The 26,687-nt window shown below is 53.1% G+C and carries 25 protein-coding genes; 18 read left to right on the top strand and 7 right to left on the bottom strand.

The window, feature by feature from the left end; all coding sequences use genetic code 11:
- Positions 1 to 20: 20 nt before the first annotated feature.
- Positions 21 to 251, top strand: coding sequence for a hypothetical protein (locus ACR9EC_RS08730; RefSeq protein ID WP_435298846.1), 231 nt, complete (start codon positions 21 to 23; stop codon positions 249 to 251).
- Between the two features lie 15 nt (positions 252 to 266).
- Here ACR9EC_RS08730 and ACR9EC_RS08725 read toward each other — a convergent pair whose 3' ends face one another.
- Positions 267 to 755, bottom strand: a complete 489-nt coding sequence (locus tag ACR9EC_RS08725; protein ID WP_435298845.1) for a glutathione peroxidase — start codon at positions 753 to 755, stop codon at positions 267 to 269.
- A 109-nt stretch (positions 756 to 864) separates the two neighbouring features.
- On the opposite strand from ACR9EC_RS08725, the gene ACR9EC_RS08720 reads away from it, so the two are divergent.
- Positions 865 to 1,638: a TetR/AcrR family transcriptional regulator gene (locus ACR9EC_RS08720; RefSeq protein WP_435298844.1), complete on the top strand. Its 774-nt coding sequence runs from the start codon at positions 865 to 867 to the stop codon at positions 1,636 to 1,638.
- Positions 1,639 to 1,719: 81 nt separating this feature from the next.
- Here the strand turns inward: ACR9EC_RS08720 and hemL are convergent, their stop codons facing one another.
- From hemL to hemE, 6 genes are all read right to left on the bottom strand, one after another.
- Positions 1,720 to 3,045 (bottom strand): glutamate-1-semialdehyde 2,1-aminomutase, encoded by a 1,326-nt coding sequence (hemL, locus tag ACR9EC_RS08715; protein ID WP_435298843.1) that lies wholly within the window; start codon positions 3,043 to 3,045, stop codon positions 1,720 to 1,722.
- Positions 3,046 to 3,100: 55 nt separating this feature from the next.
- Positions 3,101 to 4,072, bottom strand: coding sequence for a porphobilinogen synthase (gene hemB / locus ACR9EC_RS08710; RefSeq protein WP_435298842.1), 972 nt, complete (start codon positions 4,070 to 4,072; stop codon positions 3,101 to 3,103).
- Entirely contained in the window at positions 4,072 to 4,881 is an 810-nt protein-coding gene (locus ACR9EC_RS08705) for a uroporphyrinogen-III synthase (protein ID WP_435298841.1), read from the bottom strand. The genes hemB and ACR9EC_RS08705 overlap by 1 nt, the downstream gene beginning before the upstream one ends.
- The gene (gene hemC, locus ACR9EC_RS08700) at positions 4,874 to 5,854 is read right to left on the bottom strand and encodes a hydroxymethylbilane synthase (protein ID WP_435298840.1); all 981 of its coding nucleotides are present in this window, start codon (positions 5,852 to 5,854) and stop codon (positions 4,874 to 4,876) included. Before hemC ends, ACR9EC_RS08705 begins: the two co-directional genes overlap by 8 nt.
- Positions 5,855 to 6,074: 220 nt before the next feature.
- Positions 6,075 to 7,535, bottom strand: a complete 1,461-nt coding sequence (locus ACR9EC_RS08695; RefSeq protein WP_435298839.1) for a protoporphyrinogen/coproporphyrinogen oxidase — start codon at positions 7,533 to 7,535, stop codon at positions 6,075 to 6,077.
- A gap of 29 nt (positions 7,536 to 7,564) precedes the next feature.
- Positions 7,565 to 8,641 carry a uroporphyrinogen decarboxylase gene (gene hemE, locus ACR9EC_RS08690; RefSeq protein WP_435298838.1) on the bottom strand — a complete coding sequence of 359 codons (1,077 nt, stop codon included), beginning with the start codon at positions 8,639 to 8,641 and terminating at the stop codon, positions 7,565 to 7,567.
- A 47-nt stretch (positions 8,642 to 8,688) separates the two neighbouring features.
- Here hemE and ACR9EC_RS08685 point away from each other — a divergent pair, with 47 nt between their 5' ends.
- The 16 genes from ACR9EC_RS08685 to ACR9EC_RS08610 all read left to right on the top strand — a co-directional run bounded on the left by ACR9EC_RS08685 (position 8,689) and on the right by ACR9EC_RS08610 (position 26,306).
- A complete protein-coding gene (locus ACR9EC_RS08685; protein ID WP_435298837.1) occupies positions 8,689 to 10,011 on the top strand; it encodes a glutamyl-tRNA reductase in 1,323 nt (440 codons plus the stop codon).
- A 623-nt stretch (positions 10,012 to 10,634) separates the two neighbouring features.
- Positions 10,635 to 11,264: a hypothetical protein gene (locus ACR9EC_RS08680; protein WP_435298836.1), complete on the top strand. Its 630-nt coding sequence runs from the start codon at positions 10,635 to 10,637 to the stop codon at positions 11,262 to 11,264.
- A 63-nt stretch (positions 11,265 to 11,327) separates the two neighbouring features.
- Positions 11,328 to 12,437 (top strand): peptidoglycan-binding domain-containing protein, encoded by a 1,110-nt coding sequence (locus ACR9EC_RS08675; protein WP_435298835.1) that lies wholly within the window; start codon positions 11,328 to 11,330, stop codon positions 12,435 to 12,437.
- Between the two features lie 21 nt (positions 12,438 to 12,458).
- Positions 12,459 to 13,091 carry an ABC transporter ATP-binding protein gene (locus ACR9EC_RS08670; protein ID WP_435298834.1) on the top strand — a complete coding sequence of 211 codons (633 nt, stop codon included), beginning with the start codon at positions 12,459 to 12,461 and terminating at the stop codon, positions 13,089 to 13,091.
- On the top strand, positions 13,088 to 14,155 hold the full coding sequence (locus ACR9EC_RS08665; protein WP_435298833.1) for a hypothetical protein: 1,068 nt from the start codon (positions 13,088 to 13,090) through the stop codon (positions 14,153 to 14,155). The genes ACR9EC_RS08670 and ACR9EC_RS08665 overlap by 4 nt, the downstream gene beginning before the upstream one ends.
- A 184-nt stretch (positions 14,156 to 14,339) precedes the next feature.
- Positions 14,340 to 15,362 (top strand): LacI family DNA-binding transcriptional regulator, encoded by a 1,023-nt coding sequence (locus ACR9EC_RS08660; RefSeq protein ID WP_435298832.1) that lies wholly within the window; start codon positions 14,340 to 14,342, stop codon positions 15,360 to 15,362.
- Between the two features lie 10 nt (positions 15,363 to 15,372).
- Positions 15,373 to 16,341: a carbohydrate ABC transporter permease gene (locus ACR9EC_RS08655; RefSeq protein ID WP_435298831.1), complete on the top strand. Its 969-nt coding sequence runs from the start codon at positions 15,373 to 15,375 to the stop codon at positions 16,339 to 16,341.
- The gene (locus ACR9EC_RS08650; protein WP_435298830.1) at positions 16,338 to 17,228 is read left to right on the top strand and encodes a carbohydrate ABC transporter permease; all 891 of its coding nucleotides are present in this window, start codon (positions 16,338 to 16,340) and stop codon (positions 17,226 to 17,228) included. The genes ACR9EC_RS08655 and ACR9EC_RS08650 overlap by 4 nt, the downstream gene beginning before the upstream one ends.
- 46 nt (positions 17,229 to 17,274) lie before the next feature.
- Positions 17,275 to 18,561, top strand: a complete 1,287-nt coding sequence (locus ACR9EC_RS08645; protein ID WP_435298829.1) for an ABC transporter substrate-binding protein — start codon at positions 17,275 to 17,277, stop codon at positions 18,559 to 18,561.
- Positions 18,562 to 18,632: 71 nt separating this feature from the next.
- Positions 18,633 to 19,790, top strand: coding sequence for an ADP-ribosylglycohydrolase family protein (locus ACR9EC_RS08640; RefSeq protein ID WP_435298828.1), 1,158 nt, complete (start codon positions 18,633 to 18,635; stop codon positions 19,788 to 19,790).
- Entirely contained in the window at positions 19,787 to 21,214 is a 1,428-nt protein-coding gene (locus ACR9EC_RS08635; protein WP_435298827.1) for an ADP-ribosylglycohydrolase family protein, read from the top strand. The genes ACR9EC_RS08640 and ACR9EC_RS08635 overlap by 4 nt, the downstream gene beginning before the upstream one ends.
- Entirely contained in the window at positions 21,211 to 22,131 is a 921-nt protein-coding gene (locus ACR9EC_RS08630) for a ribokinase (RefSeq protein ID WP_435298826.1), read from the top strand. The genes ACR9EC_RS08635 and ACR9EC_RS08630 overlap by 4 nt, the downstream gene beginning before the upstream one ends.
- On the top strand, positions 22,104 to 22,973 hold the full coding sequence (locus ACR9EC_RS08625; protein WP_435298825.1) for a hypothetical protein: 870 nt from the start codon (positions 22,104 to 22,106) through the stop codon (positions 22,971 to 22,973). The genes ACR9EC_RS08630 and ACR9EC_RS08625 overlap by 28 nt, the downstream gene beginning before the upstream one ends.
- The gene (locus ACR9EC_RS08620) at positions 22,910 to 24,220 is read left to right on the top strand and encodes an SUMF1/EgtB/PvdO family nonheme iron enzyme (RefSeq protein WP_435298824.1); all 1,311 of its coding nucleotides are present in this window, start codon (positions 22,910 to 22,912) and stop codon (positions 24,218 to 24,220) included. The genes ACR9EC_RS08625 and ACR9EC_RS08620 overlap by 64 nt, the downstream gene beginning before the upstream one ends.
- Positions 24,217 to 25,440, top strand: coding sequence for a CaiB/BaiF CoA transferase family protein (locus ACR9EC_RS08615; protein WP_435298823.1), 1,224 nt, complete (start codon positions 24,217 to 24,219; stop codon positions 25,438 to 25,440). Before ACR9EC_RS08620 ends, ACR9EC_RS08615 begins: the two co-directional genes overlap by 4 nt.
- Positions 25,437 to 26,306 (top strand): HpcH/HpaI aldolase/citrate lyase family protein, encoded by an 870-nt coding sequence (locus tag ACR9EC_RS08610; RefSeq protein ID WP_435298822.1) that lies wholly within the window; start codon positions 25,437 to 25,439, stop codon positions 26,304 to 26,306. The genes ACR9EC_RS08615 and ACR9EC_RS08610 overlap by 4 nt, the downstream gene beginning before the upstream one ends.
- The last annotated feature ends 381 nt before the right edge of the window (positions 26,307 to 26,687 follow it).

The raw sequence follows: 26,687 nt of genomic DNA, 5'->3' as shown, positions 1-26,687 counted from the left end.
TTACATGACACACTTAGGCTGTGGAAACCATCAAACGATACTTAGGCCTAGACAATGAAGGCCGCGGGGTAGGGCCCGTGACATCACTGTTCGCATCACTGGTGCTGTCCATCATCGTTTCCATTGCGGTACGCCTCATTTTCCCCACCACAAACACTTTTCTGCGTTTCATTGTGTTCTTTGGAGTCATGGCTTTCGTTTTCTTGTGGATCGACGCAAACCACAGGAAAAATCGGCGGAACCGGCGTTGAACACCACCACGTACATTAACGGGCGAGTGCCGCTTCAATAGCTGAAACGATGTCCGCGGAATCCGGCTCAGTCGTGGGAGCAAACCGTTGAATGTCTCCGGTGGGCGTGATCAAGAACTTCTCAAAATTCCATCGCACGCGGCCCGAGTACCCGTTTGTATCGGCAACGTCATGCAAGATCGCATACAGAGGATGCTTCTTCTTGCCGTTCACTCGCACACGCTGCGTCATCGGAAATGTGACACCCCACGTTAACGAGCAGTACTCAGAGATCTTCTCTTCAGAGTTCAACTCCTGCAAAAACTGTTGAGAAGGAAAACCCAACACAGTAAAACCTCGTGAACCATACGTTTTCTGTAAGTTTTCTAGACCCTCATACTGCGGGGTGAGCCCACACCGGCTCGCAACATTCACGACGAGCTTGACCGAATCAGACCATTCGCCAAGCGTCGTTTCGCGCCCGTCAATCATCGCCACAGCGAGCTCATCAATATCGTTGAACATTAAACCTCCAGGAGCGATTTTCTACCCAGACTACGCCGATATAACGAAAAAACGCGCAACGAATGAGAATTCCTCGCATGAAAGCCACATCGGTGAAATACTCCTAATCATGAGCAGGGGAAATAATGGCAAAGACGCTTTAGCGCAGCCAGAAGAAAAAGTACTCGGTAGGCTCACCAGCCCACGAGAACCAGGAACCATGTACGAAAGTGGACGACGCCGACGCGAAGAGATCCTCGCAGCAGCATTCGAACACTTTGCAGAGTTCGGCTACCACGGCGCATCAATGAGAGAGATAGCCGCAAGCACGGGCGTTACCCACGCAGGACTGCGATATCACTTCCCATCAAAAGATGACCTGCTGTTAGCAGTTCTCGAAAAACGTTCAAGCCTCGGAGACAGATTCTTTGAAGACCCATTCGGAGAATCATTCGAAAACCTTGAACACCAGCAAGAACGCGTGTGGGAAGTCATCGAAGCCTTCGTAGACTTCATGCGTTTCAGCTTTGACCGCCTCGGCATGATCCAACTCTTCACCACACAAGCAATCTACGCGTCAGACCCAGACTATCCAGCACACGAATTCTACGTTCGTCGCTACGACAAAATGCGTGACGACTACCGCCGTGCACTCGTCGTCATCCAAGAGTTCGGAATCCTCAAACCAGAACTCTGCATCGACCACGTATCCATCGAAATCATTGCCTTCCTTGAAGGCCTACAAGTCCAGTGGCTGCTACAACCAGAGAAACTCGACTACGTATCGGCACTAGAGCACTACTTTAAAAACTTAATAGTTGTTAGCGAACACGAACACTTATCTGAGCTATTCTCCCGCCTACAAGACGAAGAAAACTCACAACTCGAAGAAGAAACCGCCTAAAACACCAACAACTGAAAGGGGCGAACAGTCAGTAGACTGTTCGCCCCTTTCAGTTTTATCCACAGTAATAGGCACGCACCCCTATGGATGCGTTGCGTTAGCAGCCGCCCGAGCAGCCCGCGGAAGCGCCTCAATAATGCGGTTAATCGCAGCATCATCATGCGCAGCCGACACAAACCACGCCTCAAAAACAGACGGCGGCAACGTCACACCCTGCTCAAGCATGGAATGAAAAAACGGAGCATACCTAAACGTCTCGTTAGCTTGCGTATCGGCATAATTACGGCTGCCACGCTCCGCAGCATCCGGCCCAAACATGACCGAAAACAGAGTCGAAGCGCGCTGCACCTTATGCGCCACACCCTGACGAGTCAACGCCTCAGAAACAGCCTCACCAACAGCAATCGATGCAGCCAACACGGCATCATAAACGGCATCATCGGCAGCCTTCAACGTTGCCAAACCAGCAGCAACAGCAACCGGATTACCCGAAAGCGTACCCGCCTGATACACCGGCCCAACAGGGGCCAAATGATCCATCACCTTTGCCGAACCAGCGATCGCCGCAACCGGCATACCGCCACCAATAACCTTGCCAAAAGTGAAAATGTCAGGCGTGAACTGGGCGCCCAACTCGCGGGTTTCAAAACCCCACCAGCCAGCAGGACCACAACGGAAACCAGTAAGGACCTCGTCGAAAATAAGCAACGCACCATGCTTATGCGTGAGCTTACGCAGCCCCTCATTAAACCCAGGATGCGGTGGAACCACACCCATATTCGCTGGAGAAGCCTCCGTAATCACAGCGGCAATCTCACCAGGATGCGCCGCAAACGCAGCCTCAACAGCCTCAAGATCGTTATACGGAAGAACCAACGTGTCAGCCGCAGTACCCGGAGTAACACCAGCAGACCCAGGCAAAGCCTGCGTTGCAACACCAGAACCAGCCTCAGCCAACAACGAATCAACATGCCCGTGATAGCAGCCAGCAAACTTAATAATGATGGAACGACCAGTAAACCCACGCGCCAACCGAACCGCAGTCATCGTCGCCTCAGTACCCGTAGACACCAGACGCACACGCTGCGCCGCAGGAACCCGGCGCTGAATCTCCTCAGCTAACTCCACCTCAGCCAAGGTAGGCGCACCAAAAGACAACCCACGAGCCGCAGCCTGCTGCACCGCCTCAACAACCGCAGGATGAGCATGACCCAACAAAGCAGGACCCCACGAACACACCAAGTCCACATACTCGCGACCAGCAACATCAGTCACATACGCGCCACGAGCAGACTCAATAAACCGAGGAGCACCACCAACACTCTGATATGCGCGCACCGGCGAATTCACGCCACCCGGCAAAACACGTTGCGCATGATCAAAAGCAGAATCATTCGTCAAAGTCATAGATCAACCTTGTCATAGAGGACCAGAAAACATGAACGTGCGTTAACAAAACCCATCAACGCGAAACAGTAAGCAACCGTGCAACCTCAGCAGCCCAATACGTCAAAATCACGTCAGCACCAGCACGCTTAATACTGACCAGCGACTCCACAATAGCCGCCTCACGATCAATCCAACCCTGAGCAGCAGCAGCCTCAATCATCGCGTACTCACCAGAAACCTGATACGCAGCAACAGGAACCGGAGAACGATCCGCAACCTCACGAAGCACATCAAGATAACTCATAGCAGGCTTCACCATCACCATGTCCGCACCCTCAAGGACATCCAACTCGGCTTCACGCACACCCTCACGACGGTTAGCCGGATCCATCTGATACGTGCGCCTATCACCCTCAAGCTGAGACTCAACAGCCTCACGAAACGGCCCAAAAAACGCTGACGCATACTTAGCCGAATACGCAAGAACAGACACCTCAGGAAAACCAGCCTCATCCAACGCATCACGAATCTCAGCGACCTGACCATCCATCATGCCCGACGGAGCCACAACCTGAACACCAGCACGCGCCTGCGCCACCGCCATCGCACGATACAACTGGTTCGTCGCATCATTATCCACGTGCCCGTCAGCAGCCAACACGCCACAATGCCCGTGAGACGTAAACTCGTCCAAACACACATCCGCCATAACAACCGTGCCACCCGCAGCAGCATCAACAGCAATACGAATAGCACGATTAAGGATGCCCTCAGGGTCCAAAGCCCCCGAGCCAGACTCATCACGCGTGCGGGGAACCCCAAACAACATGACCCCACCCAAACCCAACGCTGCAGCCTCACGGACCGCACCCGCCAGCGACTCCTCCGTATGCTGCACAACCCCAGGCATAGACGAAATCGCAACAGGCTCCGTTGCCCCCTCCTTCACAAAGAGCGGCAACACAAGATTCTCTGGAGCGATCCGAGTTTCACTCACTAGCGCTCGCATAGCTGGCGTAACTCTGAGACGACGTGGGCGATCCATTAGTTCTCCTCCACAAGGGAAAATCCGCGGTTCAAGGCATCGAAAAGTCCGCGGTTGGTTGCAGTCTTGGCAATAACATCTACGCTCAAACCCATAGCGTTCGCCACTCGAGCTGTAGGTTCACCAATAGTAATGATGAGGGGCCGAGGATCCTCTCGACCCGTTGAGAGTGGGTCAAACTGGTGCACGAATTCGCGCACCCCACTGCCTGAAGTCATGATGACAGCATCGACGTCTCCAGCATTCCACGCCTGTAACGCCGTGAGTGGCGCAGGGTGGGAAATAGTTGTGTAAGCGGTGACACGTGTAGTGTGGAAACCACGCTCCAGCAAACCATCTTCTAACTGTGTGCTGGCTAGGTTTCCCAAAGGCAGCAAGACTGTGCCGCTAGCAGGGTGTTGCGGCCATGCGGCAAGCATCCCCGCTGCTGAATTTTCTGATGCTTCAAAGTCGACAATAATGCCGTGCGCTTCGAGTGCGCGAGTTGTCGCCGGACCGACGGTTGCCCACTTAGTGCGGGCAGCAACGTCTGCAAGCGGAACGTCAGGGAACATGCGGGCACACGATGAAATGATTTCGGAGACTGCGTTCACGGACGTGATCGCCACCCACGCATAGGTGTGGACCTCTGCGATGGCGCGGTCAAGGACGTCTCGCTCGTCGTCGTTAAGTGCAGCGCGAGTGATCAAAGGAGCGCAGATTGCTTGCCCACCCGCAGCGTGTATTGCGTCGATAAGGGACGCGGCACGATCGGCAGGGCGCAGAACGAGCGTCGTTGTACCGGCTAGGTGCGAGCCAGTCTCACACATTCAAAAACTCCGAAGCGCCCCGAGCTAACAGTGATTCCGCGAGAGTAATGCCGACACGTTGTGCATCGTCGACTGTAGATACAGCTTCGTGCACTTCACCTAGCACAGCAGGTTTGCGTTCTGCTGGCGGAACATGAGGGGAACGCGGGTCTAAAGCGATCGCTTGCACATGCATGCGCCCATCGTTTACCTGCGCATACGCACCTACCGGAGCGGCACATCCCGCTTCAAGATGACGAAGCAGCGCACGTTCTGCGGTAACCGCAAGGAAAGTTGGTTTGTGGTGTAGAGAACCGAGAGCCGCAAATAAGCTGGGGTTCTCGTCTTTAAGTGAAGCACGTATCTCTATAGCTAAAGCACCTTGGCCAGGTGCCGGAAGCATCGTCGAAAGGGGCATGTATTCAGAGATGGCGTGAGCGCGGCCAAGCCTACGTAATCCTGCCGCGGCTAAGACAACGGCATCAAGGTCGTTGGGGATGTCTGGCTTGTCGGCGGTAGAAAGCCCTGCACGTGCAAGCCTTGTGTCAACGTTTCCTCGAATGTCGACGACATGAAGGTCGGGGCGCTGCGCGACGAGTTGTGCGGCCCGGCGCGGTGACCCAGTTCCAACGGTTGCATTGTGGGGGAGCATGCTCAGTGTTTCTCCGTGACGAGAACACAACGCATCTTGAGGGTTTTCTCGCTCTGGAGTGATGATGATTGTGCCTTCTTGAGGCGCCGTGGGCAGGTCTTTGAGCGAGTGGATTGCGACATCAACATCACCACGGAGCAGCGCATCGCGGATGGCTGTTACAAACACGCCAGTGCCGCCCATGTTGGCAAGAGAACCGGTGAGAACATCCCCATCAGTTTTGATGACAACAAGTTCGGTTTCGATACCTGAAGCTTGGCTGAGCAATTGTGCAGTAGCCCCTGATTGGGCGAGGGCAAGGGCCGAGCCGCGAGTTCCGATGCGCAAAGTGTTTATGACCACCTCGTCATTGTTTCATTGATTGCTGAAGAGATGGTCACAGAGTGAGATTTTTGACTGCACAGGAATGTGAACTTGAAGTGACAGTTTGTCTTCTTAATTAATGCGCATTGGGGTGCAAAAAATTATCGTGATGAATGCGATAAGCAATGCCAGTTTTTCAAAGAACGGGCACGAAACAATTATCTGACAGGCAGTCAAAAAAGAATATGAACAAACGTCACTAAAGGATTTCTTTAATAACCGAATCCGCATGCGGAATAGTTGCCGCCAACCCAGTGCCAGAAATCCACGAACCCGTAATCACACAACCGGGAAGATCCTTAACACGCGCAACAACCTGCGCAGAAAGCGCCTTCAACTGAGGCGTCACCGGAGGCAAAGCAGCAGGCCACAACACAGTATGAACCTGCACAATTTCAAAAGCGTCAGGCTCAAACGGCCCATAAATCAACTCAAAATCACGACGAGCAAAAGCATCCAACTCGTCACGAGACGGAACACTTTGATCACCATGACGACCATACGAAAACCTGATGACATGCGGATTTGCGCCAAAGCTGCCGTGTGCAAGATCGTCAGCAATCCACTGCCACTTCACATTCGCGTGCGTTGATCCCTTCGCGCGGATAGCACCACCCGGAGCGATCAAAGCACCAGTTCCACGTGAAGGAGTGCGCGCCAAATCTGCGCAGTCAACCACAAGAGTAACCAGCGAAATGTCCGTACCAGCAGGAGCCTGCTGCACCTCGTCAGCGGAAACGATGTCACATGATTCAAGGAGCCCCAATGCGGCTTGCGCTGGCGTAGCAAGAACCACCCTCGACGTTGCAAGCTGCGACGCAACCCCCTCAGCAGGGTCAATGTTGATGCGCCACTCGTCGTCTACCCGAGCCAAAGAAGTAACCGCACAGTTGTACATAAAACGGCCACCACCAGCAGAAATGCGTTCCACAAGAGCACTAATAATGCGATGTAGACCGCCCTTAATGCCAAGCACACCACTGCCGGCTGGAGCGGCCGCACGAATCCGCGCTACCGCACCAGAAAGCGATCCAGCCTCTTCAAAAATCTTCCAAAAATTAGGGTGAATGGCAGTGACATCAAGTTTGTCTGGAGTGGTGGAATGCACGCCACCAGCAATCGGCCCAACAAGCTTGTCAACAACCTGATGACCCATACGGCTAGCAACAAACGCAGCCAAGTTTGACCGGTCACCAACACTCGTGTTCATCCACTCGTCAGCGCGCCCTCGTTCAACACCTTCAGCGCCCAAAACCTCAAGCAAATCAGGAGAATCCCACTCGCTAGGAATACCTAAAACACCAGCTTTAGGCAGCGGAAAAGGCTGCCCAACAGAGGGGAAACACCAAGCACCGGCAGGCGACGGCTTTACAGTCTCAAGCCCAAGTTCTGTGACCAAATCCCACACGATAGAAGACCGCGTAGAGAAAGACTCAGCACCCGCATCAAACTCGTGCACCTCACCGGCAGCATCCGTCACATGCAACGGAGCTAAAAAGCCCCCAGCAGAACCTGAAGCCTCAACAACAAGCGGAACAACACCGTTCTGGAGCAGGCGATACGCGGCAACCAAGCCAGAAATACCTGCACCAACCACAACAACATCAGCGCGGTGTTGCGCAGGCAAAACAGACTCAGACACATCAAAAGCGGTGTTCACAACAACTCCAGAACGAGAAGCAACACAAATTACAGCGAGTGGATCAGCTCCACTACGCGGGTCAAAACAGTAGGGTCAGTCGTTGGCGGCACACCATGGCCGAGGTTTACAACATGACCAGGGGCGGTACGGCCACGTTCAACAACATCACGAACGTGCCCCTCCAAAATATCCCACGGAGCAGTCAAATATGCAGGATCGATGTTCCCTTGCAGCGGAACCCCGCCACCCAAAATCTGGTTAGCCTCATTCAAAGGCGTCCGGTAATCAACACCGACAGCGGTAGCGCCAACCCCATACATTGCCTGCAAAAGGTGTCCCGTTCCCGTACCAAAGTGAATTTTCGGTACAGGGAGGTCTGCGATCTGCGCAAACACATTTGCTGACGCAGGGGCAACATGGCGTTGATATGCCTCTAATGAGAGCGAACCCGCCCACGAATCAAACAATTGCGACGCAGATGCGCCGGCAAGAATTTGTGCCCGCAAAAACTCACCAGTGACCTGAGAACACCATGTCATAAGACGCTGCCACAGCTCAGGCTGCCCAACCATCATGCCGCGGGCTGCCAAATGGTCGCGTGACGGCTTACCCTCAACCATGTATGCGGCCAGAGTGAACGGTGCGCCAGCAAAACCGATAAGTGGAGTAGATCCATCTCCGCGTTCGGCTAGTTCGGCAACAATCAACGAGATCGCTTCACGAATGGGGGCAAGCGCTTCGTCGCTAAGCGACAGTTGCTCTAGCCGCTCAATGTCAGCTTCAGAGGTGACAGCCGTACCTAAAACAGGGCCAACCCCGGGAACAATGTCGACGTCGACTCCCGCTAAACGTAGGGGGATAACGATGTCAGAGAAGAAGATCGCTGCATCCACGTTGTGACGACGCACAGGCTGCAAAGTGATCTCGGCAGCTAAAGGTGGACGCAGGCACGAGTCGAGCATGCCAATGCCTTCACGGACCTCCCTATATTCCGGAAGAGAACGTCCAGCTTGACGCATAAACCACACAGGAATAGTGTCAGGTTGCTCACCTTGAAGTGCACGAATAAACGCGCTGCTTTGGGTTTTACCAGAAATTAACGGATGCGCAGAAGAAAGAGTCACACAATGATTCTGCCTTTCCAACCTGAAAATGGTTAAATCGAGTTGCTGTGGCATTAATTTCTATGACAGCAAGCCACCACGAATTGGATCTCGAGTCATTAGAGCAATTGACTCGTGGCACCCACGCAATGGGGAAATCCATCGTGACGGATTGCGCGCGAATCAACGGTTCCGTGGTGCTCTCTACGTGTAACCGGTTCGAGGTGTACCTTGATGTGGACCTCGACTCTAGCGCGCATTCCCTTGAACGCCCCGACGACAAATACGTTGAGCATGCTGTTTCAGGGGTTGCGCAACTTATTTCGTATGCGGCAAACGTGGAGCCTGCACGGGCGCGGCACGCCTTCACGGTACGCACTGGTGAAGACGTCGTCACTCACTTGTTTAAGGTCGCTTCGGGGTTAGATTCGCTTGTTGTCGGTGAACGTGAAATTGCTGGTCAAGTACGCAAATCTTTGCAGTCAGCCCACGCCGATCAAGTGACGACAGGAAGCCTAGAGCGACTATTCCAACGGGCCTTACGCACGTCTAAAAACATTGCTTCGCAAACCCAACTGTCAGCTGACGGGCGTTCTGTTGTGTCTGTTGCTTTGAAACTTGCGGAACCTACTTTGCCTGACTGGGGAAGTGTTTCCGCTCTCGTTGTGGGCACGGGTGCGTATGCGGGGGCAACAGTTGCTGCATTGCGTGCTCATGGTGTCCGCGACATTTCCGTGTATTCAGGCTCGGGTAGGGCTGAAGCGTTCGCTGATTCTCATCAGGTTGTTCCAGTCTTTGAACTGACTGAAGGTGTTGCTGACGCTGATTTGATTTTGTGCTGCTCTGGCACTGGAGGTCGGGCAGGAAAATCCTTGATTGTCGACGACACTCTTGGAGTGGTTCCGGCACGTGAAGAAGAACCACACTCTACGGTCAGTTACGTGCTTGATGCGGCATCGATTGTTGCTGCTCGTCAGGCTCGGACTGAACAGGCAGCAGGTTTGGAAGGCGCACAGCGCCGCCAAGTTGTTGTGGATTTGGCGTTGCATCGTGATGCTGACCCGCGCATCGCTGATATGGATTCTGTCCTTCTGATTGATTTAAGTACGGTACGCGCAAACGTTCCAGATATTGGCGAAGACACTGTAGGGCATGCAGAACTTGTGTTGCATGAGTCGGTTGAAGAGTATGTTGAGTTGGAAAAATTGCGTGCTGCCGATGTTGTGATTACGCGGCTTGTGGAATCGTTCAATCAGGCGAAAACTCAACAAATTTTAGAGCTTGTACGTGACGGTTTTACAGAAGAAGACGCGAAGGTTCGGGTGAACAAGGCCGTTAACCCTGAGATGCACAAACTCATTATGAAAGTGCGTTCGTCTTTCTTGCGCTGATCGTATATTCGCGAAGCTTTCAAATTTTAGCGAAAAGCCTGCCGGATATTACTAGAGCGCAGTGTTTAAATCGGTAGTTAGTCTTACATGCTGATATCGCACTAAAGATCCAAATTCGACATCTTGTTGTCAGGTTTTCCGCGTAGTCGCCTAAAAGTGCTGGCTGTGGACGCGTTTGTTCGAAGATGCTTAACGTTCGGCAGTCCAATCCATAATTATTATGACTAATATGTGAGATAGCTGTTGCAAAAATCTTTGTCCGATTTTACTGTTTTCAAGTCCAATAAGTAATTTTATGAGGAGTTTGAAGTGAAAAAAAGGATTTATGCCGTTTTGGCGGCGGCTATAGTTTTGGTCGCAGGCACGGTTGTGCCTGCGCAGGCGCGAACGGTTAATTTTGGCAACTGCGGAATGCTTATAACCTCACACTCGGCGTACACAAGTACCGCCACGGACTGTGCATGGGCAAGAGCGCGTACAACATACGTGACTGCAGCGGGAACCAGAGAATATGTACATGGGGATCCAGGTAAGACTTCAGTCACGAAAAAAGTTCCGAGTTGGATGAAGCAGAAAAGCAGTGGGAAACCATCCACAACACGTCTATGGTATGACGCGTAGATGTGTATGGAGTTGGGTTAGCAGCCTTTTCTGCTAACCCAAATTTGTTGTCTGCAATGAAAAGAGATGCGTGTTTCTTGAAATTTAAATGGTTATTTATAATAGGTGTTTTTTCTCTTGTTGGGTGCAGTGAAGTTCCTGAACAAAAAATTCCTTACATTGCTGAGTTTGAACAAGCTAAGCAGGATGCAAAAACTGATTTTGAGCGTGATGTTCTTGCAGACAACAAGGTGACTGACGCGGAATATGATGAGGCTTTTAATTTTTTTTCTTCATGTTTAGCTGGGCATGGTTATGAATTCTTATTGGATCCAGAAAATTCCGGAGGATATCGAATCAACGTCGGTATAGAGCCTAAAGATCCTACAGCAGCACAAGAAAAGGCTGCTATAGATGAAGAAAATATAAATAGATGTGATGAAGATACTTTGGGAAGTATCCCATGGCTATATTTTGCTGTTCGTAATAATCCAGATAACGAAAATGAATTTCAATGGATTGCTGATTGTTTGGTACGTGCCGAAATTCGTCAGCAAGGCTATACCGCAGAACAGTACTTCAAGGACCTCGAATCTCAAGAGTTTGCGGAACTCCCCGAAGTCCAAGCTTGCTCGGAGAACCCTAAAGAATAGTTTTTCGTACGTCTAATTCTGTATCTAGGCTCGTTCCTTCTCGAGAGAAAGCTCACGTCAACAGTGACTCGACCACGAAAATCCCATATTAAAATTCCGGCAATAATTCTTACGGGTTCGCTTCTGCTGCTGTCAGGAGTGGGCGTTGGTGTACTTATTGCGCCAGAGCAAACACCTGCTGCTTTTACAACGAACGACACTGCTGAAACTTTTCCTGTGTCGTATAGAGAATTCACTGACGAGCAAAGCGTTAAAGTGAAGCCGACGGTAACAAAAGAAGTGAAACTCCGCACCAAAGCTAACGGGCAAATAACTGATACTGACTGCGACGCAGGCACTCCCATAAAGTCCGGCACAAGCATCTTTACGATCAACGACACCCCGCTGCTATCCATCCACACCAAGACCCCGCTGTGGCGGGATTTAACTCGCGGTGTGAAAGGGAAAGATGTTCTTGCACTGCAAAAAGAACTGAAACGGCTGGGCTACACGATTTCCCCAGATGGAGAATACGGGTATGTTACTCGCGCCGCGATAAAAGACCTGCAAAAGAAAATTGGTGTTGAAAAACCAAGCGGAGACTTAAACATTTCAGCAGTTATGTGGCTGCCAAACCAGCAAGACATGGTGAAATCGTGTGACGCTGGATTAGGTGCTGAAGTGCCAGCTGACGGTCTTGTCACAGTCTCTGGCGGGCTATCGAGTTTGCGGGTTGTAGAAGCTGCGAGTGCAACCGCAGAAGATGCTGCTTTAGATGTGTCGGGTGGCACTGGCGATGTAGAAAACGTGAGCCTCGACGCTGAGGCTGCTCAACGGCAACTCACTTTTCAAGATTTTACTGCTGCTATCAAAGATAATGGTGTGGTTAAAGACCGTGAGTTCCTCAAAGCCATTCAAAAAAGCGATGAATATATAGGTTGGCAGCGCAGCAACGGCGAAGACGACATCACTCTTAAAACGGAACTTGTTGAACCTTTGCAAACAGGTGCCGTCCCACCTGGAACTTTATATAACGTTAGTGGGAAAACCGCGTGCATTCTTGCGGACGGGCAGCCTCAATCCGTGACGATCGTGTCGTCCTCACTGGGTAATAGTTTGGTGGCGTTTGCCGAAAATAAAACCCCGAAAAACGTTGAAATAGCGCCCGCGGATAACGCGCCAGCATGTTCTTGATGGCAAAGGACTCATACACAGATGCCTAAGGAACACGCATTACATTTACGTGAGGTAGGGCATGCTTTTCCCGGTCATGCTCACTTATTTACACATCTCACCGACACTATGAAGCCAGGTGAAGTTGTCGCTTTGGTGGGGCCTTCTGGCTCAGGCAAATCGACGTTGTTGAGCCTTATAGCGGGATGGGTGGCCCCATCGCAGGGTGCTATTGAGCGTGCAGAGATTAACCATGTTGGCTGGGTTTTCCAAAACCCGCATGGGGTTGCTCGCAGGTTTGCTATTGATCATGTTGTGCTTCCTCTTCTTGCCCAAGGGCACACGCGTACTAAAGCGGAAGAGAAAGCGCACGCAATCATGGATCGGTTTAACCTCGACCATGTGGCTTACCGAGAGTTCAAAGCGCTATCTGGGGGAGAAGCTCAACGTCTTATGCTTGCGCGCGCTGTTGCGTTAGCTCCAGATCTGCTTCTTGTCGACGAGCCAACAGCACAATTGGACCTTGCCACAGCCACAACGGTGAATAACGTGCTGGCAGGTATCGCTCAAGACAATTCGATTGTGGTTGTTGCGACGCACGACCAACACACCCGCGATGCTTGTACACGAGTTATTGACCTGGCTAATTATCAACAGGTGGAGGCGCTGACATGAAAATGAGGTCAGTGTTCTCTGAAGCGTGGCGAAATCTCGTAAGTGGAACCAGTAAAACAGTCACCGCTGTTGTGGTGTCGCTTCTTGTTTTTGGTGGGCTCGCAGTCATTGATACGCGGGCAATGATTGCTGTTTTTCAACAGGTGCAAACTTTCCGCGAAAGCGGTGCTACTGTGCAGGTTCTTTCAGCTGCAGGTGCTATTGATGGGGCCCGTTGTGAGGCGTTAAACCAAGTGCAGGGAATACGCGCATCTGGGGCATTGCGTGGAGCGAAAAGCACACACATTAATGTGCTGCCAGCAAACGAATTTATGACGTATGAAGTGACTCCCGGCTTTGCTGCGGTACTCAGTGAGCAGGCTGGTAAAGGTTCTGGAGTGTGGCTTCCAGACACTCTCGCACACACGTTATCGGTGGGTGAGGGCTCTACTCTTGTTACTGCACAAGGAACCACGCAAGTTGCCGGGTCTTACGCGTATCCGGATGACGGACGCGATCGCCAACTCGGCAACTCTGTTTTAGCTCAAGTCCCGGCTGATGGTGTTTTTGATGCGTGCTGGGCAGAAGTGTGGCCGCCTTCGGTAGAAACTGCAAACTACTTGCGTACCGCACTTTTACCTATCGTTGATAAGGACAATAAACCTAATCAAGGACAACTGAATTACAGTCTTGGAAAAAACTTTGATGCTGTGGGTGCTCTCAGCGAGCGGGTCACCGCCTTAAGCGCCTATGTGACGTGTGCCATAGGAATTGTTTTAGGGTTCGTGCTGATTCGCACGCGCCGCCTTGAGCTTTCGGCTGCTTTGCATGCTCAAGTTCCACGTGTCATGATGTCGTGGCAAGTCCTGATTGAAACAAGCATTATAGCGATAATGACGCTGGTTCCTGCCTTTTCGTTGCTTGTTTTTGTTTCCATATATGACAATCCGTTGACGATGTGGGAGCCGTGGTTGGTGGGGGCTCGGATCGTCGTTTCAGGTGTTGTGGGTCTTCTTGGTGGCACGCAACTTGGAGTGCTTTTCACGCGTGAAAAACACTTATTCAAGTATTTCAAAGAACGCTAGGTTCACCTGCGTTTTACTGCTCAGCACTACGCGAAGGCGTGGTGCTGAGCTTTTTTATGTTCACAACAGCTCGTACAACTTACCCGTTGACAGATTTCTAATTGAGTGAGAGAGTTTGAGAAATCAAATTGGAAACGTTTCCAATTTGCTCACTCAGACCTCAACGACGAGGGGAGGAGTTCTCATGGCAGACCGGCCAACACTTGTGCACGTCGCACAACACGCAGGGGTATCCCTCGCATCAGCGTCCCGCGCGCTGAGCGGACAAGGCGCAGGAAAAAAGACCACCGAAAAAGTGCGCCAAGCCGCACAAGAACTCGGATACGTGCCAGACGCAACCGCGCGATCACTAAAATTTGGCCGAAAACTGCAAATCGCATTCGCAGTAGACGACATCGGAAACCCCGTCTACGTTGAAATGCTCCGAGCGATAGAAGCAGAACTCTCCCAACACGGTGTACGCCTCTTCGTATCTGGAACAGGAAACACCCCACAAGAAACCATCGAAATCCTGCAAGACCTCAAACGAGGCTTCGCAGACGGGCTCATCATCAGCCCCCTACGCATCACCACCGAGCTCACAACCGCAATTGAAGAGTCGCCAGTGCCAGTCGTCGTCATCGGTGCATTCGGTCCCAGCGCACATGTAGACACCATCAAAACTGACTCGGCACGAGGCGTCGAACTCGCAGTGGAACACCTTAAACGCCACGGATCAACAACAATCGGATTCGTCAATGGCCCCCTCGATACAACCCCTGGGCGTGCCCGTCAACGAGGATTCAACAACGTCGTTCCCGACAGCCCTCACCAAACAGTCGCACACACCTTCACCGTCAGCGACGGCATAGCCGCGGCACTCGAACTCCTCGACAACGCCCAACAACAAGGCACACAACTCGACGCAATCGTGGCAGCAAACGACCTGCTCGCAATGGGCGTCATCCGAGCCGTCGTGCAGCGCGGACTCTCCGTGCCCGAAGACATCCAAGTCATCGGCATCGACGACACCGAATTCGCGAACACATTCAACCCGCCCGTAACCTCCGTCAACCTTGGCTCCCAAGAACGAGGCCGACTCGCCGCAAAACTCCTCCTCGAACGCATCGAAGAACCAGGAAAAACTGCGAGCCACCACTCAGTAAGCCCACAGCTCACCGTACGAGCATCAACAATCCAGTCCACTCCCGCAACGGACAACGCGTAGAGGAAAAGTAATGAGTACCAACGAGCTGACAACGTCGTCGGCAGCCGAGGTCAACGACAAGGCACACGAGCCGCACACGCGAAAACCACAGCGCCGCGGCATCGGAAAAGCACAACGCCGCGAAGCGATCATGCTGGTGATTCCGTCGCTTATTCCAGTCATCATCTTCTCGATGGCGCCGCTGCTCATCGGCATATTCATGGCGTTTACAGACTCCACACTGAAACGTAACCATGACGCACAATTTGTTGGCTTCGACAACTTTACCCGGCTACTCTCAGACACCTACTTTTGGGATTCATTCCGCATCGGAATGATCTGGGCATTCTCCGTCACAGCACTACAACTGCTGGCAGGAATGGGCCTCGCCCTACTGCTCAACTCCAACCTGAAATTCCAAGGGCTCACAAGACTCCTCGCACTACTGCCCTGGGCAATGCCACCAGTTGTCGTCGCAATCATGTGGAAAATGATCTACTCACCCACATCAGGACCCCTCAACGCGGTACTCGGATCTTTAGGGCTACCCGACAACATCAACTGGCTCGGTGATTTCTCTACCGCACTCCCAGCAGTAATCGTCGTCGGAGTATGGGTGGGCATGCCGCAAACCACAATCACGCTGCTCGCCGGAATGCAACAAATACCCGCAGAACTCAACGAAGCAGCCGAAATGGATGGCGCAAACGCGTGGCTCAAATTCCGCAGCATCACCATGCCAAGCCTCAAACCCATCATCGCGTCAATCACCTCGTTGAACTTCATCTGGAACTTCAACTCATTCGGTCTCGTGTACGTGATGACCGAAGGTGGGCCCGGCGGAAAAACGATGCTCCCCATGCTCTTCACCTACATAGAAGCATTCAAAAACAGAAACCTCGGATACGCGGCAGCCATGGGTGACGTCCTCGTGCTCGTTGTCGTGGCACTACTCGCTGTTTACTTGTGGACCCAGTTCAAGGGAGACAAAATCAAATGAGCACCACAACCTTGAACCCGACACCCGTACTCCGCGAAAACAAACCGCGACTCAACCCGCAGCAACGATTCATTCGAGTACTGCAATATATTGCGCTCGGCTGCTACCTCATCTTCCTCGGCTTTCCGCTACTCTGGCTGATCTCCGCCTCAATGAAATCCTCAGGAGAACTCAACTCCCTGAGTGTGAACCTCATCCCGCAAGAATTCCACTTTCAAAACTTTAGCGACGCATTACAAAAACAAGGACTCATCAGGTCTGCAGGGAACTCCATCTTCGTTGCAGTGTTCACAACAATCCTCGTGATTTTTGTGTCCCTGCCCGGCGCATACGCATTAGCGCGATTCCGCGGAAAAATACGTGCCGCAGGAACCGGTTGGATTCTTGTAAGCCAAGTGTTCCCAGTCATCCTGATCATCATCCCGTTGTTCCTCATCCTCAAAGCAGTAGGACTCGTCGACAACCTGTGGGGTCTGATCCTCGTCTACACCACATACACCATGCCGTTTGCGCTGTGGATGCTCCAAGGCTATGTCCAAAGCATTCCCGTCGAGCTTGAAGAAGCTGGCGCAATGGACGGCGCCGGACGAATAAAAGTCCTCGCAACAATCGTCTTTCCGCTGCTGAAACCAGGAATCATCGCAACAGCAATGTTTGCATTCGTCTCAGCATGGAACGAGTTCTTCTTCGCTCTCGTGCTGATCCAATCACCAGACAACTACACGCTACCTATCACCCTAAAAATGTTTGTCGGCGGTGAAGGAAAAGTTGCACTAGGCCCACTCGCCGCAGGTGCAGTACTCGCCACCATCCCAAGCATCATCTTCTTTGCACTCCTACAACGACGACTCGCAAGCGGTCTTATGGCCGGTGCTGTCAAGGGTTAACGCACTCGTCGTCTCTCAAGAAAAACACCCCCGAAAGGAAAAGAACATGAAGTTCCGTGTCAAAGGTGCCGTCGGACTCATAGCCGCATCAACGCTCCTCCTCGCAGCCTGCTCAGGCGGCGACGATAACAGCGGCTCAGATTCAAACGAACCATTCACAATGACCTTCCAGTCATTGTCTGACCAGCCCGGCGCAATCGCAGCAACAGAAGAAATCGTTGCCGCATGGAACACCGCCAACCCAGATCGTCAGGTAGAAATTGTTCCTGCCGGTTGGGACGGCGTATACGACAAACTCGTCACCCAATTCAACGGCGATGCCGCACCAGACATCATCCACTACGAAACCGCAAGCATCATCCCTTTTGCAGCCGACGGATACATTGCCGACCTGAGCGAACACATCACCGACGAGGTAAAAAACGACGTTGACCAAGGCGTATGGGACTCGGTAACCGTTGACGGAAAAATCATTGCGGTCCCCACCGAAATGCAGTCCTACATGGCTTTCGCAAACAAGAAAATCCTTGAAGACGCAGGTGTAGAAATCCCAACAGGGGACACTATGACCTGGGATCAACTCCGCGACATCGCTAAAAAGACAACCAACTCAGACCACTACGGTTTAGCGTGGGGCCTCAAAAACCCAACCGCAGCATTCATGAGCTTAGGCCTAGGGTTTGACGGCACCTACTTCAGCGGCACCGGAGACGACGTCACTTTCAAAGTTGATGCAGGAGAACTAGAAGTTCCAAAGCGCGTAGGAGAAATGGCGTTTGACGACAAGTCAATCGACCCAATCTCACTCACCCAATCAGGTTCCGAAGTGCTTGCAACCTTCTACGGCGGAAAAGCAGCAATGACCGTACAAGGGTCGTACCAAGCAGCAAACATGGTCAAAGACGCTCCAGCAGACATCGACTGGATCGTCCTGCCACCGCTTGAAGGAACAGTATCTGCCAACCAAGCAGCAAACCCACAAACGCTGTCCGTCAACATCGATTCAGCGCACGTAGACGCAGCAGCAGAGTTCATCATGTTCTTCACCTCAGGTGAGAACGTCGCCAAACTTAACAAAGCTGACGCGCTCATCCCCGCATCAAAGTCCGCCCGCGACATTATCGCCACAGAAACCCAAGGAAAAGACGGCTGGGACATGACCCTGAAGTCAGGCCAAAACCTCACCTCAGCGCCATTCTTGTTCGTCAACAAATACACCCAATGGAAAGAAACAGTGGCCACCCCGAACTTCCAAAAGTTTCTCGCCCAAGAAATTGACCTCAACCAATTAGGTGCAGAACTAAACACCGGCTGGGAACAAGTTTCCCGCTAACCCTAGACAGTGGTGGCCGCGTCAGCGGCCACCACACCCCGTGACGCAAAAGAAATATGTTGGAGAGATACGTGAACTGGCTAGAAGACCGAATCCATGCAGTCCTACAAGGTGCCGCTGTTGGTGATGCGCTCGGCGGGGCAATCGAAGGATGGTCCCCTGAGCAAATCCAAGAACGTCACAATGGCCCCGTCACAGGAATCGTTGGGCCCTTCTACGAAAACTGGAAAACCGCACGCCCCATCGCCCCCTACTACAAAGGCGACGGACACATCACCGATGACACGTTGATGACCCACGCACTCGTAGAAGTGTATGCACAAGCACAACGTCACCTAGATGCTTACGACATTGCAACGTACCTCGTCCCAAAAATGATGAACGAAATTCGTTGGGTACCAGAATTTGATGCTGAAGCGACCCTCTTGCAGCGCGTATTCCTTGCCGAAAAGTGGATTGTCGCCAAACTGCATTACGGACACCAAGACCCACGTGAAGCAGGCGTCGGCAACATTGTGAATTGCGGTGCCGCAATGTATATGGCACCAGTTGGTATCGTCAACGCAGGGAACCCGCGTGCAGCGTACCTAGAAGGCCTGGACCTAGCAGGAACCCACCAATGGTCATATGGGCGTGAGGCCGCAGGTATTTTCGCAGCCGCAGTAGCAGCCGCACTACAACCAGAAGCGACAGCCCAAACCATCTTTAACACTTGCCTAGAGCTCGCACACGACGGAACTCGTGCGGCACTAGAAGCCATGCTTGACGTTGTAGAACAGGCTCGAAAAGATGGAGTCGTCACCGATCAAACCGAATTAAACCGTCGCCTACGAGACGGAATCCGCCCCTTCGACACGGTGGGAGAAACCTACCGTGAGCCAGCAATGGACGCGCGCAGGGCATCACGCACTAAATCCATTGAAGAACTGCCGGTTGCACTCGGATTGGTGCTCGCGCACCAAGGCGATTTTGTTGCTTCCGTACTCGGGGCAACAAACTACGGGCGCGACGCAGATTCCATCGCCACCATGGCAGGCTCAATCTGTGCAGCACTGGGCGGCACACCTGTCATCCCGCAAGAATGGATACAGACCGTTGAACAAGCATCCAAAATAAGCATTGGCCCAGTAGCCGATTCTCTATACACAGTTACACGCACAATTCTTTCCGATGACCTTGAGCGCACCCGCGCAGAGGCACACGTAACAGCACAACTATTGGGTGAATGACGATGAGACTGACGTGGGCGCAACCAGAAGACCTCGTACCGCACGAGATAGTGCAATCGCGTGCCGAGGGGAAAAACGAACAAGCCTTACGGAACATTGAGGCTCGTTGGACACAAGCTGGCGGGCAACTCGAACCTCCAGTGTCTGGTGCCGGTCCGGTACCTGCTACGCAATCGGTGCGGCTTTTAGCACGTGAGTTACTGACAGAACTTGATGCTCTGCCACCGGCATCTCACGAGCATGAGCCAAACGAGTTCGAACAAATCCTCGCTTTAGCGCCATCAGCGCGGCCAACCGCCGTTCCTGATGTGGCGAGTAGTGAGTTTCGGACGCGAGTAGCAGGCGCTTGGCTTGGTCGCGCCGCAGGATGCCTACTGGGTAAACCCGTGGAAAAAATTCCACGGACAGGCATCGAAGCAATCGCACGTGCTACAGGAAATTGGCCACTTGATGGATATTTCACTGCGGTGGGCTTGCCGCAAGAAATAGCACACAAGTGGCCATGGAACCGGCGCAGTGCGCCCACGTCACTTGTTGAAAACATCGTGTGCATGCCCGAAGACGACGACATGAATTTCCCCATTCTGGGGCTTGCAGTAGTCGCCGAATACGGACATGATTTTACGACGGAAGACATCGCCACCGCATGGCTCAATAATCTTCCAGGTGGACGAGTCTTTACTGCTGAACGTGCAGCCTACCGCAACATCCTAGACGCGAGATCTGCACCCGAAACTGCCACACACCTGAATCCGTTCCGTGAGTGGATTGGCGCTCTGATTCGCGGGGACGTTTTTGGTTGGGTGAACCCAGGCCAGGTTCGTCATGCAGCACGGCAGGCGTGGACGGACGCTCGTCTTTCTCACACGCGTAATGGAATTTATGGAGAGATGTGGGCTGCCGCAGCTGCCTCTGCCGCCGTATCAGTACCCGTGAGTTCACCTCAACCACACGACATATTCGACAGCATTGAACACGTGTTGGAGTTGAGTTTGTCTGTTATTCCACAGGACAGTCAGATGGCTCAGGCGGTGCGTTTTGGTGCGCGTGTAGGACGAGAAGAAGCAGACCTTGCCGCAGGTTTAGACCGAATCCACGCACAATACGGGCACTTGCATTGGGTACACACCCTCAATAATGCGGCTGCTGGAGCTTTCGCTCTCACTCACAGCCGCGGCGACTATCAAAAAGCGATTACTGCTGCCGTGGCTGCCGGATGGGACACGGACTCTATCGGCGCCACAGTTGGCGGCATCGTTGGCGGGCTGCTCGGTAGTGAAAACCTTCCACACAAGTGGGTGGCACCACTCAACGGGCAAGTAGTTACCTCTATACCTGGTGGTTCCCCTCGACGCTTTGACGACCTCATTTCTCAAACCATTGCGCACGCGGCACGCCATCATGAAACAGGTGAGCACGCATGAGTGGCACTGTGGCCGTATTTGGATCCATCAACATGGACATCACGGCTTTTGTGGAACGATCACCAGCCCCAGGGGAAACCGTTTTAGGGCACGACCTCATCCGTAACGGTGGCGGAAAAGGCGCGAATCAAGCCGTTGCGGCGGCACGCGCCGGAAACGCACACACCTTTATGATTGGCGCGTTAGGGCGCGACTCAGACGGGCAAAACCTGCGTGCTTCGTTGGCGGAAGCTGGAGTGTCCACACAGCACATTGAACATGTTGATGGACCGTCAGGAACGGCACTCATCACTGTGGCTGACACTGCAGAAAACTCAATTGTTGTTGTACCTGGAGCAAACGCCCTCGTCGACGCGCCCACACCTGAAGCACAGCGCGTTCTGAACAGCGCGCAGGTTATCCTCGCACAACTTGAAGTGCCACCACAGGCTGTTGCAGCCGCAGCACAACACCGCGGACCGCACACCACCTTCGTGCTCAACGCGGCACCAGCGATCCCGCTGCCCGAAGAACTGTGGAAGCACATCGACATTCTCGTCGTGAACGAACACGAAGCGCTGATTATGGCGCAATCTCCGCCAGGCACACCCATGAGCCAGACGATTGAACGGCTCTTAACAAAAGTGCCACAGGTACTCGTGACGCTCGGTAGTGCTGGAAGTCAACTACACGGACGCACACACGAACCACTACACGTACCTGCTTTACCAGTTACAGCCGTAGACACAACCGCAGCAGGAGACACCTTCTGTGGCGTGTTCGCTGCAGAACTCGCACACGGCGAAACCACACTCACTGCCATGCAACGCGCCAGCAGCGCTGCCGCACTCGCAGTACAACACAAGGGAGCGCAAGCATCGGTCCCACACCGCGCAGCAACCCTCACCCTATGGGACCAACACTTTGGTGGAAGATAGCAATGCACAACGGTTTTAACCCCCTCGTTCCCCGCCCCATCGACATGCCAACAGCCGTTCCACTAGAACAAGAAGCTGACCTTTCCATCCTCGACGACGTCAAAATATTCATACCGCCAACAGACAAAACACAATGGCCAACTTGGCGGGCACGCATTGATCAATGGCGTACTGAAGCCCGCGAGCGCCTGAACTATAACGGCGCTATGTATGAGCGGCCTGAAGCGCAGTGGGCTCAGGGGTGTTACACGGTTGCGCAAGTGTGGCTGTGGGATGAACTGTTGTATGACGCCCAACATATGCGGTTTACGCCGGAAAAATTGTTGGCTGACGCGCAAGAACGCTTGGGTGGGTTTGATGGTGTGGTGTTGTGGCATGCGTACCCGATTATTGGTATTGATGACCGTAACCAGTGGGATTATTACCGTGATGTGCCCGGATTAAAAGACTTAATTGACTATTTTCATGCCCAAAGTGTCCGGGTTTTTGTTGATTACAATCCGTGGGATACGGAGACTCGTCGTAGTGGCGAGGACAGGGTTGAGTTGGCGCGCCTTATTAAAGAATATGAGGCTGATGGAATTTTCTTAGACACGATGAAGGAAGCTAACCCGCAGTTTGTTGCTGCTTTGGAGGAGGCTCGCCCGGGTATTGCGTTGGAGGGGGAATCAAAGCTCCGCTTACTCGTGTCACTGATCATTCGTTGTCGTGGGCGCAGTGGTTCGCTGATTCTGAGATTCCGGGTGTGTTGCGTGCACGTTGGTTTGAGCGCCGGCACATGCAGCATCATATTCGTCGTTGGAACCGTGACCATAGTGAAGAGTTGCAGTCTGCATGGTTGAACGGTGTGGGGTTGATGGCGTGGGAGGTTGTCTTTGGCGTGTGGGTGGGGTGGAACCGGCGCGATGCGGCAACGTTGCAGCGTATGCTGCCAACCCTGCGTGGTTTTTCTTCAGAGTTTGTGGCGAGTGACTGGATGCCGTTGGCGCCACTTGCTGACGGCGCACAGGACGCGAAAGTTTTTGCGTCGCGTTTCCACACCCCAGATGTCACATTGTGGACGGCTGTTAATCGGGGAACATCAGATTATGTGGGCGCGCTGTTAGATGAGCACGCATATGACCAGGACGCTGGTGATCCTTTACCTGTCACTAGCGAAAATGCATGGTTTGACCTTGCTACAGGGCAGCCTCTTGCTGGACCATACGACACCGTGCATGTTCCAGCGCATTCGATTGGTGGAGTAGTGCGGGTTACCCACTCGCACAGGGAGCGCGCTACAGCGGTGTACAACAAGGTGGCTCACGTGCAGTGGACCTCGAACGCGCAGTTCAGCCATCGGGTAGCTCGACGAATCGTTCCATCAGTTACTCCGCGGCAGGTCACGCACACTGAGCCTGCGATTCGTGTTCCTCAGGGGGAACACCACCTCACTGTCGAATACCGTATGCGCGAAACAGGCATGTATCAAGGCGCCCCATACGTGAATGAGTGGAAGCCGTTGCCGCCGCGCCTCCACGATATACGCACGTTGCAACGCGATATCACCGTTGAAGCTCCTGTGGAGGTTGCAACTTTAGAAGTGAGTAATAAACAGTTCTTCGATTTCTTGCAGGCCACACACTATGAGCCGCAGCATCCGCAACGTTTTGTGCAGCATTGGGACACCACCTCGACGCAAAGCCCCTATGGTGCACCTGTTGCTGGCACTGAAGATCAACCTGTCACACACGTGACGTTAGATGATGCGCGTGCCTATTGTGCGTGGGCTGGAGGGAGACTCCCCTCGGAGGACGAATGGCAGCTCGCAGCACAGCAGGCCACCAGCAGTGAGCTTTTTGATCGTCGTGAACCCGCCGTCTGGAACCTTACCGAATCAGAGCACACAGATGGGCGCTCGCGGTTTAGCTTTTTGAAGGGCGGAATGGATTATGTTGCTACGGAATCGCATTGGTATTTCGATGGTGGTCGTCGTTCCCCTGAGTTTGCGGCAAAGTTTTTAATTCCTGGGTTTGGGCTTTCTCGTAGCGCACATATTGGGTTTAGGTGTGCGTGGGATGTTTCTGGGGCGCAGGAGGAAACACAATGAGCACGTCACGGGTTCTGCCTTTAGATGGTCTTGTCGTGTTGGACGTGTCTACCCTGTTCGCAGGGCCGATGGCGGCCATGCATTTAGGTGATGCGGGTGCCCGGGTTATTAAAGTCGAACACACGGTGCGCCCTGATCCTTCGCGCGGTCACGGAGCCGCAAAAGACGGACATAACTTGTGGTGGAAAACCCTTGGCCGTAACAAAGAAACCATCCAAATCGATTTGCATTCGCCTGACGGGCAAGACGTGCTGAAGCGTCTTGTTGCACAAGCGGACGTGCTGATTGAGAACTTTCGGCCTGACACGTTAGAAAAGTGGGGGATCGGGTATGACGTGTTGTCTGCCGTGAACCCTAGGCTTGTGATGGCGCGGGTGACAGGTTTTGGTCAGGTAGGGCCGTATCGTCGTCGGCCAGGGTTTGGCACGTTAGCGGAAGCGATGAGTGGGTTTGCTGCTTCAACGGGAGAACCCGACGGGCCACCAACGTTGCCTCCGTTCGGGTTAGCTGACGGTATCGCTTCTCTTGCGACGGCATACGCGATTATGGCCGCACTGCATGCCCGTAACACGGACGGCCCACAGCAGGGCAAGGGGCAGGTCGTCGACATGGCTATTGTGGAGCCGATGCTTGGCATGCTCGGCCCACAAATAACGCGCTGGGATCAACTGCGTGACGCCCAGCCACGCACAGGAAACCGGTCAGCAAATAACGCCCCCCGTAACACGTACAAGACAGCTGACGGTAAGTGGGTTGCCGTATCAACGTCGGCGCAATCCATTGCAGAACGCGTTGTCACACTCGTGGGCCGTCCCGACTTTATCGACCAACCGTGGTTTGCGTCCGGGGCGCAACGCGCACAGCACGCCGACGAGTTAGACGAAGCAGTTGGTGCATGGATCGCCCAACGCAACCGCGACGAAGTCGTCACAGCGTTCGAAGAAGCACAGGCCGCTATCGCCGCGATTTACGAACCCGAAGACATCGTCAACGACCCCCAATTCCATGCACTAGGAACCATCAGATACGTTGATGACCCAGATTTGGGTCGCATGGCAATGCAAGGGCCACTCTTTAGGCTGTCAAGCAACCCCAACAACGAACACACAATCAGGTTTTCAGGCCGCTCACCAGGCCACGACACACACCACCTGCTCGACGAGTTAGGGTATTCTGCCGACGAAGTACAGCAACTTCGCGAGGGCGGCGCAGTGCGATGACGATTCCATTGTCGTTGTTGTATGCGCCAGCAGACCGCCCAGAACGTTTCTTAAAAGCGTTAAACAGTGGCGCTCACGCCGTGATCTTCGACCTCGAAGACGCAGTGGCCGCATCGAAGAAAGAACACGCACGCACCCAACTGCGCGAATTCTTTGCTTGGCAAGAAAACGAGTTCAGCGAGCACGGATACGAACCACACGGCGGACTACCGCCAGTTTCAATACAAGTGCGGATTAACGCCCACGGAACACCATGGTGCCTTGACGATGCGGCGCTTGTCGCAGACCTTCCATCATGCGTTGGCGTGCGGGTCGCAAAAGTAGAATCTGCAACACAAGTCACCGACATCGCTAAAACGGTGGGGGAGCGGAACATATTTTTGCTGCTCGAAACCGCTCTAGGGGTGGAACGCGCATACGAACTCGCTACCTGCCATCCACGCATCGCAGGGATGGGATTAGGCGAAGCCGATTTGCGTTCAGAGCTTGGTGTTTCCGGTGAGCGAGGCTTGGAGTATGCGCGCTCGCGGATTGTGTATGCATCTCATGCTGCTGGTGTGCAGCCGCCGTCTATGGCCGTGTACGCGTCGGTGTCTGATCTAGATGGGTTGCGGGATTCATGTATTGCCGGAAAAGCGCTGGGTTTGCTTGGTCGCACCGCGATCCATCCGCGGCAGTTGGAGACCATTCATGAGGTGTTTTCGCCAACTGCGGCTGAAGTTGAGCATGCGCAACAGGTGATTGAGTCGGTTGCGCAGGCCCAAGAGATCGGTTCTGGCACTGTTGTGCTTGCGGACGGGACTTTCCTTGATGCCGCGATGGTGAACTTAGCTCGCATGACGGTCCGCATCGCACATCGTGCCTAGTTGGTGGCGTCTTTAGCCGGTTTTTGTTACGGCCGGAGTGACTTTTTCCTAGCTAAAAATCCATATGCACTAATTGCATGTAAAATCAATGTTTTTGCATGGTGTGTTCTCCATAGGCATATCAGTCGACGCGTGTGGCTGATGCTGAAAGTATCGACTGTATCGGCGATACATCTTTAATCGCTGATACATGTCAAAATGCGCATAAACAGATGGAGATACCCGTGAAAGGGAAAATCACAATAGCAACACTGGTAGGCGTCCTGCTTGTGAGCATGACGTTTACTCCAGCACAAGCAAAAACGATAAAGATTAACTCGACATGCACGATGACGGGTTATAAAACCTCCACATTTACGCGGGCAACCACAAACTGTAGAG

The organism is Timonella sp. A28, assembly GCF_051200815.1.
In the GTDB taxonomy this organism is placed as follows: Bacteria; Actinomycetota; Actinomycetes; order Actinomycetales; family Cellulomonadaceae; genus Timonella.
Note: the sequence above shows the minus strand (reverse complement) of the source record. Positions and strands in the feature narration are given on the sequence as shown.